Here is a 16999-nt window from a genome sequence, read left to right on the forward strand (position 1 = left end):
TTTGATGGGATAGAATATCGAAGGAGGGGAGTAGGAATTACAACAAACTATTAAACCGCTCCCAAAAGCCGTCTACAGGTAGTTTTGCAGTGAGTTTTAGCTTTTCATCCCTTATGGGGTGGACGAATTCCAGCGAACGGGAATGCAAGCAAATTGTACGGCGAAGGCTTCCCCGTGGGTATCCATATTTGTTATCTCCTACAATAGGACACCCCATATACGCCAATTGGGCACGAATCTGGTGTGTACGCCCCGTTATTGGCGTTACCTTTAACAGATAATAGCCATCAAGAACGCCCAGAACCTCGTAATCCAATTGCGCAAAGCTCCCTCCCTTTATTTCTCGGTCGTAGGCTTTAGTGATCATTTTCTTGCGGTCCCGTAGGAGCCAATTTTTCAATGTATCTGTATCTTTTGGCGGACGGTTACGCACGACGGCTAAATAAGTCTTCGATACTTTTCGGTCGTGGAACAAACGGTTCATCCGATCCAGACCTTTGCTCGTTTTTGCAAAAAGAATCATCCCACTCACCGGCCTATCTAATCGATGGATGACTCCTACAAACGCACCGTTTGGTTTTTGGTATTTATTGGTAAGATAAGTATTGACCATATCTTCCAATGATCTATCTCCCGTATCATCTACCTGTACAATATCACCAGCTCTCTTATTGATCGCTATATAGTGATTGTCTTCGTAGATCACATCTTTATCCGTGATGTTCATCCGAATAACTATAAAGAATCTTTATCCGCCTTTTCCTGTTCTTTCTGTTGTTTCCGGAAATAGCCTCTAAATAAGAAATTGCTCTGCAACGCCTTCATATTGTCGTCAAGCTTCTCGGTGCTCATATTCAAGTTCCGCAATATTTGCCGGATTTCCTCGGCAGCATTCGGATCATTGGTCAATACACCGAGGGCATTATCTTTATCGTTTAAACGTGCTGAAGTCGCGTTCAGATTTTCCATCAGCGTCGATGCTGTTTCTGTTACACCTTGTAGTTGTGTTGCGGACTCCCGTAAACTCGCAAAAACGACTGTATCGGTTGTCAGCTCATGGATTAAGCCTTGATTACTGTTTAATTTGTTCATCAAAACAACCAAGTTAGCAGAAGCTTTGTTGACATCACCCATTACTCTATCTAGCCCCTGGACGGTACTTTTTAGGGAAAGTGCAATGGTAGAATCGGTCATTAACGCACCTACCGTACCCTTTCCTTCCACCATTTGTTTGGAAAGAACGGCAAAGTTCTTCGTTATTTCGACCAGATTCTCGTTATTTGTCTGTAATGTTGCAAACATAGCATCGGTATCCGTGCCACCTACAGATTTAATGACATCTCCGTCTTGTATCGGCGGAACCTGATCCGATCCGCCCACCAAGTTAACGATAGCATTTCCAATCAATCCGTCGGAACCTAGTTTTGCGACAACATCCTCCCGAATAAACTGGCTAGATTTCTCCTCGATGTGCATAACAACTTTCACATCGTTGATACTTTGGAATTTTATTTCCTTGACAATCCCCACCTTAACGCCCGAAAACCAGACATTATTTCCCACTTTCAATCCTTTCACGTCATGGAAATAGGTCGTCACGACCAGATTCTTACTGAATTTATTCTGTTGCGTACCCAATACCAGAATACCCGCTACCAAAATAATTAAGCCAATCAGGACGAATAATCCAACTGTAAGCGAACGCTTCCTTTCGTTTGTACTCATATATCTTTAATCAATAAAATTATAATCATAAAAGGGTTTCACACGCTCATCATCCGTATTAAAAATCTCCTCGAACGTTCCCTGTCTTTCAAATTTACCATCCAATAGCATCACCATTCTATCGCCTACCATCTTCGCGCACGACAAATCATGTGTAATAATAATGGATGAAGTTCGATATTGTTCCTGCACTTGATTTATTAATGAATTTATATCTAGACAAGTCAATGGATCAAGGCCGGCAGTAGGCTCATCATACAACATAATATCCGGGCGCAATATCAACGTACGGGCAATCCCGATACGCTTGCGTTGTCCGCCGGACAATTCCGAAGGCATCTGGTTAATCGCTTGCGACAATCCTACACCTTCCAATACTTCTTCTACCTCTTTATCAATTTCCGCCCTTGTCAAATTACGCTTGTTTCTGACCAGCGGAAATTCCAGATTCTCCCGTACGGTCATACTATCGTATAGCGCACTATTCTGAAAAGAAAAACCAATACGTTGGCGCAAAGCACGCAATTCCCGTTCGTCTAACTGGTTAACAATTTCTCCCAACACATGAATATCACCTTTATCTGGTTTTAACAAACCCGATATCAGCTTAATCAATACAGATTTACCTGTACCGGAGCGTCCTAAAACAACTAAGTTTTCGCCGTTAAATAATTGGAGATTAACATCACGCAATACATGTAAGTCACCAAACGATTTACTGACGTTATCTACGTGGATAACCACGTCATCATGATTGATATTTACTTTCTTCTTTTCCATACTTTTTAGCCAATCAAGGAAAGTAATTGAACGATAAGCAGTTCTTCAATAAACACGAGGAACATGGACGATACCACAGCAGCATTGGCTGCCTTACCGACACCTTCTGTTCCTTTGGAAGAATAATACCCTACATAGGTACTTGCGAATCCAATGGTGAATCCAAAGACTACCGCCCGTAATACCATGGCGAAAACATCTTTGGCTGCAATAGATTCGAAAACTTGGGTAAAAAAGGCTAAAATACTTAAATCATCTTTGGTAGCGATACTCAAATATCCCCCCAATAAACCAATGCCTGCTACATAAAAACATAGCACTGGGATCATCGTCGTCGTGGCAATGATACGGCTGGATATCAAGAATTTCGTAGGATTTGTGCCTGACACTTCCATTGCATCAATCTGCTCAGTCACATTCATCGAACTCAACTCTGCCCCAATCTGGGAACCTACCTTGCCCGAAGCAATCAATGCCGTAACTAAAGGGGCTAATGCCCGGACGATAGCAATGGATATTAAGTTCGGAAGCCAGGAAGTAGCCCCAAAGTCTTCGAGAGAAGGTCGCGATTGTTTGGTAAAGACAAAGCCTACGATAAATCCCGTCAAACTAATCAATGGGAACGATTTCCACCCAATCTCGTAACACTGCCGGACAATCTCTTTAAATTCATAAGGAGGAGATACTGCTTCCCGCAGGAAACTCATCATAAAACGATGGATTCTGGCGAATTCGATAAGTAGTTTTTCTATTTTGCGTCCCATTCCGAAAAAATCATCCGACAAATGTACAAACTTTTATTTTTAGTAAGAAGCTGAATTCAATATGCCGTATGCCGCCGGATGGAAGACCATCGTCTATCACAGTCATATATAAAATTAAACCTTAACAATACTATGCAGTCATAATAATACAACAATAAAGAAAGCAGAAGGTTTCACTACAAAAGATGAAGATCATGAGAAGCATAAAAACTCCCACACTACTTATCGCACTAATTGCATTTGTGTTTAGTGTCTTTTCAAATAAACAGGTGTCTGCTCAACCTCAGGGTTCGGTTTCATTTGATTTATTTTACGACGAATTATCTCCTTATGGCCATTGGGATCGTGATGCTAGTTATGGTGATATTTGGTTTCCAAATGTAGAAAATAATTTTCGTCCGTATGGTACAAACGGTTATTGGACAATGACGGAATATGGCAATACATGGGTATCGAACTATGACTGGGGATGGGCCCCGTTCCATTACGGACGTTGGGTGTATACCAACTATCGTGGTTGGGGATGGATTCCAGGTTATGAATGGGGACCTGCTTGGGTAGACTGGAGAAGTGGTGGCGGATATTACGGATGGGCTCCTATGGCGCCATCGGTAGGCGTAACCGTTTCTGTTGGTGTGCCACTTAACTTATGGGTATTTCTTCCCGCACGTCGTATTTACGACCCGTATATCCACCGTCATTGGTCATATGGTCAACGTGCTATTTATAACCGCACGACGATTATCAACAATACGTATATCGTGAACAATAATCGTTACTATGGTGGCCCTGCTCGTCGTGATATAGAGCGTAATATAGGACGTCGCGTAGCAGTTCGGAATATCCGTACAACAGAACGCCCAGGACGCTCTCATGTAGACCGTCGTTCGGTGTCGATTTACCGTCCGGATAGAGCTACCAGTTCCCGTAGTAACCAAAATGCAGTACGTTCAACGGAGTCAAACCGAAATACACGTGCAACGACTACCCGTTCGAATAATGGCAGAACAGAGCGCTATATTGGAAATAATCCTAACCGTAATAGTCAACGTACGACAGAAAATCGCGCTACACGTAGCAACACGGCATCGAATTCGGGCACTCGTTCTACTTCCAGCAATCGCGAAGGTAGTACAACGACCCAACGTCAAACACGTTCTAACGAACAACGGACAAATGTTAACCGCAGTTCAACACAGCGGAACCAGAATGCTACACAACCGCGGACGCAGCAATCTACCAGCCGCTCCCAACAACGTAGTGAGGTAAACCGCAGCACGACAACACAACCACAACAAAATCGCGGTAGTGTACAACGGTCGACACCTAGCCGTACACAGGCTCCTTCGCGCAACAGCAGCCCAGCTCGTCAGAGCGCACCTTCGGGTAATGTGTATCAGACGAGTCAACGAAGCAGTTCACCGGCACAGGTTAACCGTTCGCGTAGCAGCTCTTCGAACAGTGTAAACCGTTCGAACAGATCCAGCGTACAACGTAGTAGCAATTCTTCTTCGCGCGGATCAGCGACGTCAAGCAGCAGAAGCAGTAGTAACAGCCGCTCTTCTTCTACACGAGGAAGCCGATAAAAATTTTCTATCTATTTTATATTGAAGCAATGATAGCCCCAATTTTGCAAATGCAAAGTTGGGACTTCTTTTTATGTAATTAATTAATTCCTTAACTTCACCTAATTTTACATAAAAGGCTTGACATGGCAACACTTTCCTCCATTCTCGATAACGACTTCTACAAGTTTACCATGCAATTTGCTGCCAGCAAATTGTTTCCCAAAGCGCAGGCTAGATATCAGTTTATCAATAGGGGGAAACACAGCTTTCCGGCTGGTTTTGACAAACTACTGAAAGATGCTATAAACGATATGGCCAGCCTGAAGCTTACCAAAGCGGAAAAAGAATTTCTACGTGCCAAATGTCCTTATATCGACCCCACTTACCTGGATTTCCTGCAAGGTTATCGTTATGATCCTGAGGAAGTCCATGTGACGCAAACCGGCGGGGAACTATCAGTTACCATTGCCGGTTATTGGTACCGTACCATTCTTTGGGAAGTACCGATCATGTCGTTAATCTGCGAATTATATTATGAAGTAAGTGGCGAACCACGTATTCCCAACAATGAGGTTTGCCAAGTGGTAGAAGATAAGATGGAGAAATACGACAAATTGAACATCACCATTGCCGATTTCGGTACCAGACGTCGCCATTCATATGAAGTACACGATCTGGTCATCCGTTCACTTAAGAGTCACCCATCCGAAACCTTTATCGGTACATCCAACGTACACTTTGCCATGAAATACGAGACAACGCCCATTGGCACCCATGCCCATGAATGGTTTATGTTTCATGCCGCTAAATATGGGTACAAGATGGCGAATCTGCTCGGACTTGAACACTGGTCGGATGTGTATCGAGGAGACTTAGGTATCGCGCTTTCAGACACGTATACGACCGAAGCGTTTTTCAAGCAATTCGATAAGAAATTGTCCAAACTGTTCGATGGAGTGCGCCATGACAGTGGTGATCCCATTATCTTTGCGGAGATGACCATTGAACATTATAAAAAACAGGGAATAGATCCCCAGTCTAAGACCATCATTTTCTCCGACGGACTCGATTACAACAAAGTCGAAAATATCGTCGGTTTTTGCGAGGGGAAAATCGGTCATTCTTTCGGTATTGGAACGGATTTCACGAACGATGTAGGCTTGCCGCGCATGAATATTGTGTTGAAGATGGTAGAGGCCAAACCTGAAGACGGTAATTGGACAGCGGTCATTAAACTTTCCGATGAACCGGGCAAACATACCGGAAGCCCAGAAGAAATTGCCATTGCTAAACAAATATTGAAAATAGAAAATTAATGGAGCGCGATGTATATGGAGAAGCTTTGTATGATTTTCACATACTTGGCGACTTGAAAGACACCTTATTGCTGCACAGCAGCTATGGCGATATAGAAGAGATGCCGGTGGAGGTCTTCTATAGAGATCCAGAGGATTTTCCCGAATTGGAACATATAGCCCTTGCGCTTTGCGACGGCTATATATTGGATGTGGGAGCCGGTGTAGGCAGCCATGCACTGTATCTACAAAATAAGGGATTTCAAGTGGATGCACTGGAAATATCGGAATCCGCCTGTAGCATCATGAAGCAACGCGGGGTGCAGCACATCATCCGAGAGGATTTTTTTGCTTTGGAGACGGGAAATTATGATACGCTTCTCTTCCTTATGAACGGGATTGGTCTTGCCGGCACTATTGCGGGGCTACGGAAACTACTCCGCCACAGCAAAATGCTGTTATCTGAGAGAGGGCAACTGCTCTTTGATTCATCAGACATTTCCTATCTATACGACGAATACCGTATCCCCAAACCAGAACATTACTTAGGTGAGATCCGTTTTCAATATGAATATAAAGGGAACCTTGGGAAGCCTTTTCATTGGCTGTATATCGATCAACAGGAGTTGATTAAAATTGCACACGAAGAAGGTTGGGTGGTACAGATTCTTTTTGAAGATGACAATGATCAATATCTGGTGAGGATGGAGCCGAGGCGTGGAGAATAACATTAGCTACCGCACCATAAACATGACGGCGGGTGTCCAAGGGCTACAACCATGTTTATTTCTCGCACGAACTCGGAAATAGGTATATTTCCCTGGCTTAAAACCATCTTGATAGGCTTTAAAAGAGCGTGACGTCGTTTGTTCTTCTCCCCAGATAGGAATATTATTATCATCTACTTCTGTAGCAAAACAATAATCATAAAACATATCCCGTCCAACAGGCTGGAAACCAAACGCCACCTCTCCGCTCCTCCTCCCATCCTGCAAATAAGGCGATGCTGGTGTATCGGGCGGCTGTCCCTTGCTCTTCCCTGCCAATACAGGAAACCCGGAACTATATAGTTTCGCCAGATTACCATCACTTACTACGTTTACATAGAATACCAACGCTTGGAGTAAGTCACTGAGTTTTTTCTTACTTTCCCGCTTTTGTGCTTTCACTAAACGGCTACCTCCCTTTGACTCTACTGCTTTTTGATAATATTCTGCATATGCTTCCTCTATTTCGTGTATAGGCGGTGTCGGATCGACAAAAATATCCGATTCTTTCATACGCTGAATGATCCAGGAAGCGGTCACGACCAGTTTGTCATCTGCGTAACGGAAAAAATTAGCTTTTGCACGTATATACTTCATAGGAGCATGAACAAGATTTGTAAATAAGATTAGCGCTTCACCCAAAGATAAGAATTACGGAGAGATTTTACAATGAAACAAAGTTACCTGACTTCGTTTCGATAACGAATAAATATAAACCAAACGCATGTGAAGGTGAAGTAAAGTTAAGCGGCTTAAAGCTAAAGACAAACGATTATAAGCCAAACGCAGACCAAGATAAAGCAAAGACGATCGTCTCCGAGCCTAAAACAAACATCTATAAACCAAATGTAAACGAAGATGAAGCAAAGGCGAACAACTTTGTTAAAAAGAACTCCGTCAACTTACTCATGCTACGTAACATGCGTTTAACGAAACACAAATTAACCTTAAACACAGTATTCTTTAACATAAAGAATAATAGGGATAGCATACATCCAATGGTGTTCCACAACAATTCGAAAGACTTCGACGCAAAGACAATGCATTTTCTATATTTTCCATAGGAGTTTATGTCAAATCGCTATGCGTTCCTTAAAAACTTATATGGGTTTGTTAAAAATCCTTCTATGTTCGACAAAAACCTAACTGTCTTACTCAAGAATTATACGGCATATATCATAAATACAAATGAGTTTGTTACAGATTCATTTGTTTTTGTATCCATGTTACGTAGCAAAAATTAACAAAAAATCAATTAATCCACTCAAAACCGGTATACGGAACCAAAACGGCAGGGATACGTATACCTTTTTCGGTTTGGTTATTTTCCAGGATAGACGCTACGATTCTCGGCAGCGCCAATGCCGAACCATTTAAGGTATGGGCTAATTGCATTTTGCCATTTTCATTCTTGAAGCGCACCTTTAACCGATTGGATTGATACGTTTCAAAGTTCGATACCGAGGAGACTTCCAACCAACGTTGTTGGGCGGCACTGAACACCTCCATATCATACGTCAGTGCGGAAGTAAAGCTCATATCCCCCCCACACAAGCGCAATACGCGATACGGCAATTCCAATAGCTGCAACAATCCCTGGATATAGGTACTCATCTCCTCCAATACTTCGTAAGACTTATCCGGATGGACAATCTGTACGGTTTCCACTTTATCGAACTGGTGCAATCTATTCAAACCACGCACATGCGCGCCATACGAACCTGCTTCGCGACGAAAACAAGGGGTGTATGCACAGTGTTTAATGGGAAACTGCTCTTCTTTCACAATCGTATCACGATATAAGTTCGTTACAGGAACTTCAGCTGTCGGAATCAAATAAAAATCGTCACCACCAACATGGTACATCTGCCCTTCTTTATCCGGTAGTTGCCCCGTTGCAAAAGCAGAATCTTCATTTACGAGAATTGGTACTTGAACTTCATTATAGCCAGCCTCAACCGCCTGGTCTAAAAAGAAATTAATAAGTGCACGCTGCAAACGAGCACCTTTTCCTTTGTAAACCGGAAATCCCGCTCCCGTCACTTTTACGCCCAATTCCAAATCCACGATATCATATTTGCTCAACAATTCCCAGTGCGACAGCGCTCCGTCCGCTAATGTGGGTACTACACCGTGTTCCAAAACCACCTCATTATCTTCAGCAGCAACACCCATTGGGACGGACGTATGTGGCAAATTGGGCAATTGCACAATTTTGTCCTGCAACGTTTGTTCAACTTCCGCCAGCTTTTCTGTTAGCTCTTTTACTTGTTCTTTATATCCGGACGACTTTGACTTCACCGCTTCGGCTTCTTCTTTCTTTCCCTGGCGCATCAAGTCTCCAATCTGCTTGGCAGCAGTATTGGCCTCCGCAGCTATTGCATCCGATTCGTTCTGAATTTTGCGACGCGATTCGTCCAATTGGATGACTTCATCTACCAATTCCACATCTTTAAAATTCTTGACAGCTAATCGTTCGATCACTGCATCCCTGTTTTCACGGATATAATTTATCTGTAACATAAATGAATAAGTAATTTAGATGGACAAACTTAGATAAATTCATTTTTATGTGCAATTTAATAGTCGCATATAAAATGAATTTGTTCTAATTACCTTCGGTGAGCTCGCAAGCTCGGTTCTCCTCAGCCATTAAAAAATTATTTAATTGAGGAGACATAAGAAGTGTAATCGAAATACACTATTCCAATCAACATTACAATAAAAAAGACATTTTAATATCATTTTTTCATAAAAAATTTTAAATCATTAAAAACATTATATAATTTAGAGCCAATATCAATCATATTAACAATTATTTGATGTATGCATCATTATTAGTTCACATAGCAACACTAAGTTTGTAGTATGATTAAAATATAATAAACATGTTAAAAGATTTAGAAATTTTCGAACAAGACGTCTACCCGGACTTACAGGAGTTCGCGTATGATGGCGACGACTTCATCGATTTTGAAGATTAATCCCCCTCACCCCGAGGGGGATATTTTTTTATAACTTATCACTCACAACTATTTCTTACCTTTGGTCATGCTATATCTAGTACCTACGCCTATTGGTAATCTGGAAGATATGACCTTTCGGGCTATACGTATTTTGAAAGAGGTTGATTTAATATTGGCAGAGGACACCCGCACGAGTGCTCCACTTCTCAAACATTTTGGTATTGAAAAGAAAGTATTTGCGCACCATCAGCATAACGAGCATAAGGCGGTAGCCGAGATTATCCGGTTTCTGAAGGAAGGACAACATATAGCGTTAATCTCCGATGCCGGAACACCTGCGATCTCCGACCCGGGTTTTCTATTGGTAAGAGAGGCGATTAAAGAGGGGTTGGAAGTGCAATGCTTGCCCGGTGCCACTGCTTTTGTACCTGCATTGGTCAACTCCGGTTTACCCAATGACAGATTCTGTTTTGAGGGATTTCTCCCGGTTAAAAAAGGACGCCAAACACGCTTAAAACAACTTAGCGAGGAGAAGCGCACGATGATTTTTTATGAATCACCCCACCGCATCCTCAAAACTATAGAAGAGTTTATTACCTATTTTGGTGAAGATCGAGAAGCTTCTATTTCGCGGGAACTTAGTAAATTGTACGAGGAAACGATTAGAGGAACACTTGCAACGCTAAAATTACACTTTGAACAGCATCCTATTAAAGGAGAATTTGTATTTTGTGTAGGTGGGAAGGAGTGACGAGTAAAAGTTAGTTAATTATAGATTTACTGACTACTGACTACTAAAAAAATAAAAACATGAGTGTAGATAAATTTATTCAAGATGGACAGGACGCCAAAGTGGTGGAAAGAATCCATACGAAGATAGTCGATATGCTAACAGCCGGTGAGTATATACAATATATCTCCCTGCAAAAGAAACCCGCGGTGACGTTATTACCCGATAGCATCACCATCAGCAACAAGCGTATTTTCCTTTGCGAATTCACGAAACTGGGACTAGCGACCAACTTTGAAATTTTTTCATGGAACGATATTAAAGACATCGCTTTCAAAGAGGAAATTTTCGGATCGAAGGTAACGGTCATACCTTTTACAGGGGAGAACTTGACCATCGATTATATTCCAAAGGTGCAGGCGCGCAAATTGTATCAACTGATCAAAACGGCATTGGAAAATCCATCAGGCAATAAAAGCGAAGAGTCTACTCCGGTTGTTCTCGAGCAAAAACCGACCGAGCATTTCACATTACCCGTACAACCTGTCGTTGATGAGCCAGCTACACCGTCGATCACGGAAGAAAATAAGGACGAGGAAATAGTAATAAAACAATCCCACATATCCGCTGTAGAAGATGATGAGCTTACACAAAAACTAAAGAAACTTAAAACACTTTATGATCGGCAATTGATCACACAATCTGAATACGAAAACAAAAAGACAGAACTCTTATCACAACTCTAATTCGTGCGACAAAATTACCTTTTAGCGCTGTTAAGCGCCGTTATCTTATGGTTAGCTTGGCCACCGATCCCCTACAGCAGTCCGTTGTTGTTTGTTGGTTTCGTACCTTTGCTGATTGCTATTGAAAAGGTGATCAGGGGGAATTATACCCGCAAAGGCAAAAAGATTTTCTGGTTGAGTTTTCTTACGGGGTTCGTGTGGAATACCGCTTCCATCTATTGGGTATATAATGCGATGAGCGCCTATTTACCGTCGTATGTAGCAATGCTCATCTCCCTCATTCCTTTTGGACTGGCTCCCCTATTGATGGCTCTTGTTTTTCGCGTTTACTATCAGTTGCGTAAAAAAACAGCTATAGGCTACAGTTTTATTGGGTTGGTTTCTTTTTGGGTTGGATACGAGTTTCTTCACCAATGGTGGGATTTAGCTTTCCCTTGGATGACATTAGGAAATGGTTTTTCTAATTTCCATCAACTTATCCAGTGGTATAGCGTTACCGGTGTTTTTGGTGGTACCGTATGGATTTGGGGCATCAACCTATTATTGTTTCTTTTGATTTGGCAGAAACGCGAAAAGATAGAAGCCTATAACACGAAGAAGCTAGCTATTGCTATTACGGTTGCTTTAGTCGTGCCAGCAACCATTTCTGTTATAAAATATAATGCTTATACCGAGCACATTAATCCATCAGAGGTTGTCGTGGTTCAGCCGAATATCGACCCTTATGGAAAATTTGGTTTTATTCATCCGGCGGAGCAGCTATCCACCCTATTGGAACTATCGGAGCGCGTTGCCAAACCGAACACTGAGTTTTTCTTATGGCCGGAAACAGCAATTTCGGCAGAGGGATGGGGTATTGATGAAGAACAGTTTAGGAGCTATCCAGCTTACGAACGTGTTATTCATTTCCTTGATAAATACAAAAATGGCAACGTGCTATCGGGTATCGAAAGCTACCAAATTTACAACTATCCGAAAACCACCACTGCCAGAGATTTTGGGAATGGTACTTTCCGCGATCCTTTTAACGCCGCGGTGTTGATCGACCAATCGAGTAAACTTCAATTCTATCACAAATCCAAGTTAGTTCCCGGCGTGGAACAGCTTCCGTTCGGAGAATCACTTAGTTTCATGAAACCGCTTTTCGCACATTTTGGCGGATCTACGGGAGGATATGGTAGTCAGGAAGAACCTTCGGTGTTCTATTCGCAAAGCGGTATTGGAGCTGCCCCGGTTATTTGCTATGAATCCATATGGGGTGATTATGTTGCTAAATATATCCGGGAAGGTGCACAGTTTATTGCCATCGTAACCAACGACGGATGGTGGGGCAATACCTCGGGAAAAGACCAGCACCTACTCTATGCCAAACTACGGGCAATAGAAAACCGACGTTGGGTAGCCCGCTCGGCCAATACCGGTATTTCAGGCTTTATTAACCAACGCGGAGATATTGTTCAAAAAACATCTTGGTGGACACCGGACGCCTTAACACAAGAAATTAACTTGAACGAGGAATTGACTTTTTACACCAGAAATGGTGATTTGGTGCTGTATCTGGCATTAGTCGGCAGCTTGCTTAGCGTATTTATGCTTTTTAGAAACCGAAGAAGGGTATAATAATAGCGGAGGTATTATACAATTGTATTATCCCTTCCTTGACCTTGAAGGTCGCATCCAGATATTTGAGGTCTGTACAAATCCTTTCTTAGCATTATCCACTGTCTCAAATATCTGAAGCGACGATTTTTTACGTACTTTTTTCTAAAAAAAGTACACATAATACTTACTTTTGCTGCATGCAAGTATATTTTGATAATGCCGCTACGACTCCATTAGATCCGGAAGTGATAAAGGTCATGACAGAAACCATGCAGGAGCATTTTGGAAACCCTTCTTCTATCCATGCACACGGTCGTCAAGCAAGAACCATCATTGAAAAGGCTAGAAAAACCGTAGCCAGTTTATTAAAAGCTTCTCCGTCCGAAATATTCTTTACCTCCGGCGGTACCGAAGCAGATAACATGGCTATTGTGAGATCAATCACCGATTTAGGGATTACACATGCTATTACTTCCCCTTTGGAACATCACGCCGTTTTGCATACATTGGAAGATTTAGCAAAAAGGAACATTATACAATTGGATTTTGTCACAGTTGATGAACGTGGCAATGTCGATTTTGATTATTTACGAGACCTGTTATCTCAAAATCCGCGTACCTTCGTATCGCTGATGCATGCTAACAATGAAATCGGTACATTAACCGACATTTATAAAGTTTCTGAAATATGCCAGGAATTTAACGCGGTCTTCCATTCCGATACCGTGCAGACCATGGGCCATTACGAGCACGACCTCTCCACATTACATATTGATTTCCTTACAGGTGCTGCTCATAAATTCCATGGCCCAAAAGGAGTAGGTTTTATCTACATCAACGGAAAAAACAAAATCCGTCCGCTCATCTATGGAGGTGCTCAAGAACGTAACATGCGTGGAGGGACAGAGAATGTCTACGGCATCGTGGGACTAGCCAAAGCATTGGAATTGTGCTATCAAAATATGGAGACTCATAGGAATTATATTCAAGGGTTAAAAGATTATATGCGTTCGGAACTGCAAAAGAACATCCCTCAGGTTACATTTAATGGAAATATAAATGCCGAGGATTCACTATACACCGTTTTAAATGTATCACTTCCTTGCACAGAAATTGCGGACATGTTACTGTTTAGTCTGGATATTGCCGGTATCTCTGCCTCGGGAGGAAGTGCATGCAGTTCCGGTTCTCAGTTGGGTAGCCATGTACTTCAAGCATTGGATAGCGACCCAGACAAACCTGCTGTCCGTTTTTCCTTTAGCAAATACAATACAAAGGAAGAAATTGATTTTGTGGTGAAAAAGCTGAAAGATATTTGTGTAGAACAAGGGCAAAGTAAGGGGCATCAATTAGCATAATGGAGTATATAGCGCTCCGCCAATTCACCCCGAATCTCTTTTCCTGACAAATCTAATTGTCTTAATTGGTCGGGTTCTACTTTATATTTGTAGTCTAACCCCTCCAAATTAAGTTCTCCGTCTCTTAATTCCCATGTGCCCGTTTTGGAAAAGGGTTCTACACTTTTGCCTACATAGGTATACTCCAGCGTGTATGCTTTGTCGTTCGCTAACGTTAAAGAAGTCGCTATGGCATCACAATCCGTACATGGGAGATTGCCTCTGTATGTTCCCACCAAGCGCCCTTCGGTTACTTTACCAAACTTATTATTTTCGATACTTGCATTTGTTCGAGTATTTACACAACCAACGACGACAAAGAGTCCTAACAATAATCCATTTATATATATCACGAAACGCATCACTCCAGATTTTTGTTATTGACAACAAAAAAAGTACCACAAAGCCTTCGTTACGTTTTATTTAACGTTTTTAATCGTCCCATTCATCTTCCTCTATCCCCATGGCCAAATTATAGGCGCTTAACAGTTCTCCATAGGCATGACGATTCCGTAGTCGCTGTGCTACCTCCATTCCCACTCTGTATACATCCAACGCTTCCTCTTTCCTCCCCTGCTCTTCCATAAATTTAGCGAAATGATAATATGTTCCAATGTAGTCCGGATGGTTTGTCTGCAAATCTTGAAAACCAGCAAACGCGTTTTCGTTATCGCCTGTTTTTTTATACTCCATCGTTATAGCGTATTTTAAAAAAGGGTCATTCGGGCTTTCTTTTAAAAACTCCTGTAATTCTTCTAGTCTATTACTCATGGTAAAGACAAAAATAGGAAAAGTACATCAATAAAAATACTATGCATGCATAGAAAAATGACAATTTGCTGACGGCTTATCAAACATCGTTTCTTGTTTTTGGTTTTTGAAATTGATAGGTTTGTGTGAAGGCTAAAAAAATATACTCCCATGAAGATACTTGTATGTATAAGCAACGTGCCCGACACGACATCCAAAATCACTTTTACGGATAATAACACAGCATTCAATACCGCTGGCATTCAATATATCATTAATCCGTATGATGAAATTGCTCTGGCCAAGGCTGTTGAACTTGCCGGCAATGGCCAAGGCGCGATAACGGTAATCCATGTAGGCGAAGCATCCGCGGACCCCACTATTAGAAAGGCCTTGGCGATCGGTGCAGATAATGCTATCCGCATAGATGCCCGTCCACGTGATGCTTGGTTTGTAGCCAACCAAATCGCTTCTTACGCCAAGACACAGGGCTTTGACCTTATCTTGACCGGGCGTGAATCTATAGATTATAATGGTAGCTTGGTACAGGGGTATATCGCCGAACTCTTAGGTATACCATCCATCTCCATTGCTAAAAAGCTAGATATCGACGGCACAAGCGCTACAGTAGAACGGGAAATAGAGGGCGGTAAAGAAGTGGTACAAATTCCGCTACCGGCCGTTGTCGGAACAGCAGAGGGCGTGGCAGAACCCAAAATACCGAATATGCGTGGGATTATGAGTGCTCGTTCAAAACCGCTCGAAGTTATCGCAGCCGTTGATGTGCCGGCATTATCCCATATTACCCATTTTGACACACCGCCTCCGCGGGGTAACGTTAAACTTGTTGACAAAGACAACGTCACCCAACTGGTTGAGTTGTTACACAGCGAGGCAAAAGTTATATAAATCTTCATTAAAGCGCTTATTATGGCAATTTTAGTATATATCGAAAATATAGCGGGAGCATTTAAAAAATCCGGATATGAGGCGGTGTCCTACGCGAAAGCTATTGGAGACGCTACCGGTCAGCCTGTCACTGCACTCAGTATCGGAAAAGTAGATGCCGCATCCTTAGAAAATATCGGTCGCTACGGTGTAAACAAAGTGATAGAGGTGAATACCGAACAGCTACACCAATTCGTCAATCAGGCGTATGCTGCGGTTATCGCGGAAGTGGCAAAAAGTATACAGGCAACGACCATCATACTATCTAATTCCTTCAGCGGAAAAGGACTAGCTCCACGCATTGCTGCCAAATTGGACGCAGCACTTGCTGACGGGGCGATTATATTACCTATCATCAAGGGAGACGCTTGGGAAATAAAAAAATCTGCTTTCTCGGGCAAGGCCATCGCAACACAAGAGCTCACTGCTCCTGTCAAAGTGATCGCTTTGACACCGAATACCATTGAGGCGGTGGAAGCACCTACGACAGTCGAAATCGAAACTTTCCAACCACAAGTTGCCGCTGCAGATTTATCTACGGTTGTTAAAGATATTGTGCAGGCGACAGACAAAATACCATTACCCGAAGCGAATATTGTCGTGTCTGCCGGACGCGGATTAAAAGGCCCCGAAAACTGGGGAATCATAGAGGAATTGGCTAACGTATTGGGTGCTGCTACAGCTTGCTCCAAACCAGTATCGGATGCGGGTTGGCGCCCACATGAGGAACACGTAGGACAAACGGGATTGGCGGTAAGCCCAAACCTATATATTGCTATTGGCATCTCCGGAGCGATCCAGCATCTTGCCGGTGTAAGTTCTTCGAAAACCATTGTCGTGATCAACAACGATCCTGAAGCGCCATTCTTTAAAGTCGCCGATTATGGCATCGTAGGGGATGCTTTTGATATCGTCCCTAAACTCATTGATGCCTTCAAAGCATATAAGAATCACTAAACAA

17 protein-coding genes are annotated in these 16999 nt (G+C 42.4%); 9 read left to right on the plus strand and 8 right to left on the minus strand.

Features of this window, described 5'->3' with window-relative positions:
* Positions 1–37: 37 nt before the first annotated feature.
* From H8B21_RS00535 to H8B21_RS00550, 4 genes are read right to left on the minus strand one after another with little or no spacing between them, the layout of a single operon-like run.
* A complete protein-coding gene (locus tag H8B21_RS00535; RefSeq protein ID WP_190311850.1) occupies positions 38–727 on the minus strand; it encodes an RluA family pseudouridine synthase in 690 nt (229 codons plus the stop codon).
* Between the two features lie 8 nt (positions 728–735).
* Entirely contained in the window at positions 736–1725 is a 990-nt protein-coding gene (locus H8B21_RS00540) for an MlaD family protein (protein WP_190311851.1), read from the minus strand.
* 6 nt (positions 1726–1731) lie between these two features.
* A complete protein-coding gene (locus tag H8B21_RS00545; RefSeq protein ID WP_190311852.1) occupies positions 1732–2505 on the minus strand; it encodes an ABC transporter ATP-binding protein in 774 nt (257 codons plus the stop codon).
* A gap of 5 nt (positions 2506–2510) precedes the next feature.
* Positions 2511–3269: an MlaE family ABC transporter permease gene (locus tag H8B21_RS00550; RefSeq protein WP_190311853.1), complete on the minus strand. Its 759-nt coding sequence runs from the start codon at positions 3267–3269 to the stop codon at positions 2511–2513.
* 194 nt (positions 3270–3463) lie between these two features.
* Here H8B21_RS00550 and H8B21_RS00555 point away from each other — a divergent pair, with 194 nt between their 5' ends.
* From H8B21_RS00555 to H8B21_RS00565, 3 genes are all read left to right on the plus strand, one after another.
* Positions 3464–4855 (plus strand): DUF6600 domain-containing protein, encoded by a 1392-nt coding sequence (locus H8B21_RS00555; RefSeq protein ID WP_190311854.1) that lies wholly within the window; start codon positions 3464–3466, stop codon positions 4853–4855.
* Positions 4856–4980: 125 nt separating this feature from the next.
* Positions 4981–6153: a nicotinate phosphoribosyltransferase gene (pncB, locus tag H8B21_RS00560; protein WP_190311855.1), complete on the plus strand. Its 1173-nt coding sequence runs from the start codon at positions 4981–4983 to the stop codon at positions 6151–6153.
* Positions 6153–6860: a class I SAM-dependent methyltransferase gene (locus H8B21_RS00565; protein WP_190311856.1), complete on the plus strand. Its 708-nt coding sequence runs from the start codon at positions 6153–6155 to the stop codon at positions 6858–6860. The genes pncB and H8B21_RS00565 overlap by 1 nt, the downstream gene beginning before the upstream one ends.
* 6 nt (positions 6861–6866) lie before the next feature.
* On the opposite strand, the gene H8B21_RS00570 is transcribed toward H8B21_RS00565, so the two are convergent.
* Entirely contained in the window at positions 6867–7496 is a 630-nt protein-coding gene (locus tag H8B21_RS00570) for a fibronectin type III domain-containing protein (RefSeq protein ID WP_190311857.1), read from the minus strand.
* A gap of 654 nt (positions 7497–8150) precedes the next feature.
* Positions 8151–9422, minus strand: coding sequence for a serine--tRNA ligase (gene serS / locus H8B21_RS00575; protein ID WP_190311858.1), 1272 nt, complete (start codon positions 9420–9422; stop codon positions 8151–8153).
* Positions 9423–9950: 528 nt separating this feature from the next.
* Here serS and rsmI point away from each other — a divergent pair.
* The 4 genes from rsmI to H8B21_RS00595 all read left to right on the plus strand — a co-directional run bounded on the left by rsmI (position 9951) and on the right by H8B21_RS00595 (position 14301).
* Positions 9951–10616, plus strand: a complete 666-nt coding sequence (rsmI, locus tag H8B21_RS00580; protein ID WP_190311859.1) for a 16S rRNA (cytidine(1402)-2'-O)-methyltransferase — start codon at positions 9951–9953, stop codon at positions 10614–10616.
* 59 nt (positions 10617–10675) lie between these two features.
* Entirely contained in the window at positions 10676–11341 is a 666-nt protein-coding gene (locus H8B21_RS00585; protein WP_190311860.1) for a PH domain-containing protein, read from the plus strand.
* Between the two features lie 3 nt (positions 11342–11344).
* Positions 11345–12961 carry an apolipoprotein N-acyltransferase gene (gene lnt / locus H8B21_RS00590; RefSeq protein ID WP_190311861.1) on the plus strand — a complete coding sequence of 539 codons (1617 nt, stop codon included), beginning with the start codon at positions 11345–11347 and terminating at the stop codon, positions 12959–12961.
* 179 nt (positions 12962–13140) lie between these two features.
* On the plus strand, positions 13141–14301 hold the full coding sequence (locus tag H8B21_RS00595) for a cysteine desulfurase family protein (protein WP_190311862.1): 1161 nt from the start codon (positions 13141–13143) through the stop codon (positions 14299–14301).
* Here the strand turns inward: H8B21_RS00595 and H8B21_RS00600 are convergent.
* Both H8B21_RS00600 and H8B21_RS00605 read right to left on the minus strand, forming a co-directional pair.
* The gene (locus tag H8B21_RS00600; protein ID WP_190311863.1) at positions 14289–14702 is read right to left on the minus strand and encodes a copper resistance protein NlpE; all 414 of its coding nucleotides are present in this window, start codon (positions 14700–14702) and stop codon (positions 14289–14291) included. The two genes, H8B21_RS00595 and H8B21_RS00600, sit on opposite strands and share 13 nt — an antisense overlap.
* Positions 14703–14772: 70 nt before the next feature.
* On the minus strand, positions 14773–15111 hold the full coding sequence (locus H8B21_RS00605) for a tetratricopeptide repeat protein (RefSeq protein ID WP_190311864.1): 339 nt from the start codon (positions 15109–15111) through the stop codon (positions 14773–14775).
* A 150-nt stretch (positions 15112–15261) separates the two neighbouring features.
* Here H8B21_RS00605 and H8B21_RS00610 point away from each other — a divergent pair, with 150 nt between their 5' ends.
* Together H8B21_RS00610 and H8B21_RS00615 are read left to right on the plus strand one after the other, a co-directional pair.
* Positions 15262–15999 carry an electron transfer flavoprotein subunit beta/FixA family protein gene (locus tag H8B21_RS00610; protein ID WP_190311865.1) on the plus strand — a complete coding sequence of 246 codons (738 nt, stop codon included), beginning with the start codon at positions 15262–15264 and terminating at the stop codon, positions 15997–15999.
* A gap of 21 nt (positions 16000–16020) precedes the next feature.
* Complete coding sequence (locus H8B21_RS00615; protein WP_190311866.1) at positions 16021–16995, plus strand: electron transfer flavoprotein subunit alpha/FixB family protein; 975 nt, start codon at positions 16021–16023, stop codon at positions 16993–16995.
* Positions 16996–16999 lie beyond the last annotated feature (4 nt).

The sequence above is a fragment of the Sphingobacterium chuzhouense genome (assembly GCF_014692525.1).
Classification (GTDB): Bacteria; Bacteroidota; Bacteroidia; order Sphingobacteriales; family Sphingobacteriaceae; genus Sphingobacterium; species Sphingobacterium chuzhouense.